3 protein-coding genes are annotated in these 4,322 nt (G+C 41.1%); all 3 read left to right on the forward strand.

The annotated features are described in order from the left end of the window. Positions 1-1,014, forward strand: a 1,014-nt coding sequence (locus O970_RS08700; protein ID WP_133459315.1) for a DUF2345 domain-containing protein, incomplete at its 5' end; no start/stop codon positions are given. Further along, positions 1,014-1,922 (forward strand): hypothetical protein, encoded by a 909-nt coding sequence (locus O970_RS08705; protein WP_133459316.1) that lies wholly within the window; start codon positions 1,014-1,016, stop codon positions 1,920-1,922. The genes O970_RS08700 and O970_RS08705, both read left to right, overlap by 1 nt. A 24-nt stretch (positions 1,923-1,946) precedes the next feature. After that, the coding region (locus tag O970_RS08710; RefSeq protein ID WP_202976376.1) for a toxin VasX at positions 1,947-4,322 on the forward strand (2,376 nt) is incomplete at its 3' end.

Below are 4,322 nucleotides of genomic sequence, written 5' to 3' on the forward strand. Positions count from 1 at the left end.
ACCTACGGCTTCCACTTCCCACTTATTGACGGCACAGGGGTGGCGATAGCCTTTACCGATGGCAATCCCAACCGCCCCTATATTGCCCATGCCCTGCATGACAGCGACCACCCCGACCACGTCTCCACCGCCAACAAACACCGCAATGTGATTCGCACGCCGGCTAACAACAAGCTACGTATGGATGACAAACGTGGACAAGAGCATATCAAACTCGCGACCGAATACGGCAAAACCCAACTTAACATCGGTCACCTAGTCGATAATAAAAAAACAAAGCGTGGCGAAGGCTTCGAATTACGCTCTGATGAATGGGGTTCAATACGCGCAGGCAAAGGACTTTATATCACCAGCGAAGAGCAAGAAAAAGCACAAGATGTCCAGCTACAGATGGATAATGCTGTTCAACAACTCGAACAAGCCTGTGAAATGGTAAAACGGCTTAATGAATTAGCGCAAGCAGCACAAGCAGAGCTAGCCGACTTACAGACCCAAAAAGCACTGCTAGAGCAATCCTTAAACCAATTAAAGCAACCCGCCATATTAAACTACGCCCCTGCTGGTATTGCCGATGTCACCCCAAGTTCAATTCAACAAACGGCGGGAGACAACATTATTCAAACGGCACAAAATACGGTGGATATAAACGCCTTTAAACGTTTTATGGTCACGGCCGGTAATCTCATCAGTCTATTTGCCAATAAAATGGGCATAAAACTATTTGCTTCAAAAGGCAATATCGATATACAGGCCCAAAATAACGAACTGCATTTAACGTCTAAACAGGCGATGAAAATCACCAGTACCGATGATGAAGTGATTATTTCCGCTGACAAAAAATTGACCCTAACCTGTGACGGTGTGGCAATGGTGTTTGAAAATGGCAGTATCCAACTGATAGCACCGGGAGATATTCAAGCGCTAGCATCCAGTTTTAGTGTTTTAGGTCCATCAAGTTATAGTGGTCCTGCTCTTGAGTTGCCTGAGGGTAGTATATGTAGGGAAAGCGCATAATGAAGCAACAACTATTAACACTGCTAGATAGCCAAGATAATCAACACTATTATCGTTATTTACTTATCGATCCTTTAACTTCGGTAAGTGAAATGGATTTTATCGATCTCAATAATATAAAAGATCAGCTTGATGATGAGGCCATCACAACCGTTATTCGGAGCGATTTAGCCTATGATTTAGCCTCATGCCCTAAATTAGTGACAATAGGTAAACCCAATCTACCGTTAGAAAAACGATTACTACATTTTAGTGTTGTTGAAGCACAAAGCGAAATCTTGCAAAAAAAACGTTATATATGTGGTTGGATGGTGAGTCAATATCCACCAGAAGTGGTGGCAGAGCAAATAACCCATATTGGTCGCTTCTTAACTAAATATATGGGGACGCATTTTGTTCCATTCTATGAACCATTCCGAATGCAATTATTGCATCAAGGCAATGCAGTTTGCCCAGAATTTCTAGCGGATGTTTTAAATTGTTTTCAACATTATAGCTACCCGACAATAAATAAAACGGTTAACACTATTCATCATTTAGGATATAAACCTGAAAATTTTACTCTTTTTTTAAGTGAAGAGGCAAAATTCTATCAACAACATAGCAACATACTGTTTGACATTTATCTATCTCAGGTAAACATTCTTACTAAAACAGAAAAAGAGATTGACAACATTAGCCTGATGGAAATCGCTGAGTCTTACCACAAAGCCTGTTCATATGGCTTAAATGCGCTAAGTGACAGAAAAATTTTCACCTTAATGTCAATGACTTATGGCAATTTACTAAGCAATACGAAAATAAAACAAGCTATTGATGCCGCAAAATTTGACGAAGGTAGTTTAATTGAGCGCTTTAAAGCAATAGAAAGACCGCATTTTTTATCTATAAAACAGGCTGAGCGGTAATGGATTAACAGGGTGATAGATAAGATGAAAAACAATAAATTGACAGAACAAGAAAAACAAGCAGACTTAATCGATAAAATTATCTATGCAGAAGCGGACACAGGCAATAAAGACTCACGCTCCGATTTAGCGCAAGGGGGATGCGGCGTGTGTGAACGTAAAGGATTCCCGTTGTTTTTAGTACGTAAGGCACCGATTAGTTTAGATTACCCCTTTGCCGGTGATAGCAGTCAAATGCGGAGTTTAGTCAAAGACAACCGTGAACCGGAAGCGGGGTTAATCACCCATCGCTATGTGTATCGAACGCTGAGAGTGGGCTATGTCTATATTTTAGTCAAACATAAACAAAAAGGCTGGGAGTTTTTAGGGTATGAAATTACGCCATCGGGGGTATACCGGCACAAAAGTATCACCGATGTAAAAGAGCGTAATATAAAAGAAATCCCCCAAAGCTGCACAAAAGATAATCACCACCATATACCTGGCGCTTTTATTAGTATTGACACCTCGGTTTATGAAGGTGAGGCGTATATTGCCTACACGCGCCGCGCATGGTCACAAGGCAAGGGAAGCACAATTAGTCAATATCTTGAACTGATGAACAATGGGCAGATTACGCTGGACTTACCATCGAAGGTGGCGGCACAACCAATAAAGACCGATGATGAATTGAATCAAGATGAAGCGGATAACGATTTACGTCAGCAAAGGCCGCTAGATTTAAAGACAGCACTAAAACGCTTTACTAAAATCAATCTGACTAAAGAGGCCTATTTAGCGCCAGAAAAGTTAACGGAGGGCGGAAAACGCAGTTTTGCTTTTAGTGAATTAAAATCCAGTCGACTGCTGTTAGAGTTAGAGGGCGATCCGAACAGCATTCGTTATCTCGATCCGAGTGATGAAAACGAAGCTAAACATCAAGCACCAGATAAGCTTGAGCATTTTACTGGATTTACCACGGTGCATAAATTCAACTCATTAAGGGATATGGATAAAGATCATAACGCTGACGAATCGGGGAATACTCTTTACAAATACAAACCATGCGCCAGTGAGCTAGACAAGCAAATCAAGCATTTTGAGAATTCAAATCGGTATAAAGTGCCGGTGGTCATTATTGAAGACCCGTTTGGTATCGCGGAAGAGCTGAGTTTACAACGACAACTAAAAACGGTGCCGATATCGCAGATGTTGGTCAAATCGGAACAGATTTATAATGAAAAGCTAAACGAACAGACCCATAAGTTGCATGCCGCCAATGATCGTCTCGATCAGCTATTGTCGCGTAAAGTGGAGGAATACAGCCAGACACATGCGAATGAAGCGGCGATAATTTATGGTGAAAAAGCGAATAAATCGGAATTTTTAGCGCAGGCGTATTATAAGAATTACCATTCTACGCAGGTATTAGGGATCCCCTGTGACTACTTTAACGAAAAACGCTTACATTTAAGAAAAACACTGTCCTTTATAAATGAATATCGCAATCAGGAGAAAGAGCAGGAGTTATCAAAACTTAAGGACATAACGACTTATATTTACGACCTAAAAACGGACGAATCTACTTATACGGCGAATGCTAAGCATTATCTCGACTTAGGTTATCGACGAATCGAGATGACTGAGCAAGAAAAAGTGGCGCATTTAGCAAAGAAGAATGCCAGCAGTGAAATAACTTATACCAATGTGCAGGCATTTGGTCACACACCGCAGAGTATGGAAGCCGAAGCGAAGTTAAAAGCGGCAAGAAATAATGTCAAGCGGTATAAATTACTTGATACGAAACGAGAGCAGGAATTTCTCCGTCAGGACAAACAGGATTATGAGGCGTTATTCGCCTCAGTGGCAAAGCATTCGCAGGACTATTTTTACTATCTGGTATGGCTATTTGGCTTTAAAGAAGGCTCCGCCTATTTGCCAGAAGCGATAAAAAGCTACAATGATTGTGAATTTTGGTTAATGGAATGTGATAGCAATGGGTCAAATAATCATATAGGGTATTTAAAAGATTTCCTGCAATTAATTAACTTCAACAATCTTGGAGATATAAAAACGGTTGAGCAGGTGGCGGTATGGGACATTTTATTTACCAATCAAAACAGTCTATTTTATCACTTACTCGATGGCAGTAACCAAAGTTTCTGGTCACTGATGTTAAACAAACGGCTGGCGAGAATAACGCAGGAATTAGAAGCCAATCCGACGCTAAAAGCAGAGCAGAAAAACCAAAGCGACGAAGAGACGTTAACGCAGTTATTAGCCGACCGAGAAAAAGATGACGAGGTATTATCGTCCCAGACACAAGCACTGTTAAAGGAGCTGGAAGCAGAGGAGAGTGGCGGCAAATTAGATAAACGATTTTTTGCTGAAAAAGGGGAAGCCCTACTGAAGTTATATATG

The sequence above is a fragment of the Candidatus Schmidhempelia bombi str. Bimp genome, assembly GCF_000471645.3.
Taxonomy (GTDB): domain Bacteria; phylum Pseudomonadota; class Gammaproteobacteria; order Enterobacterales; family Orbaceae; genus Utexia; species Utexia bombi.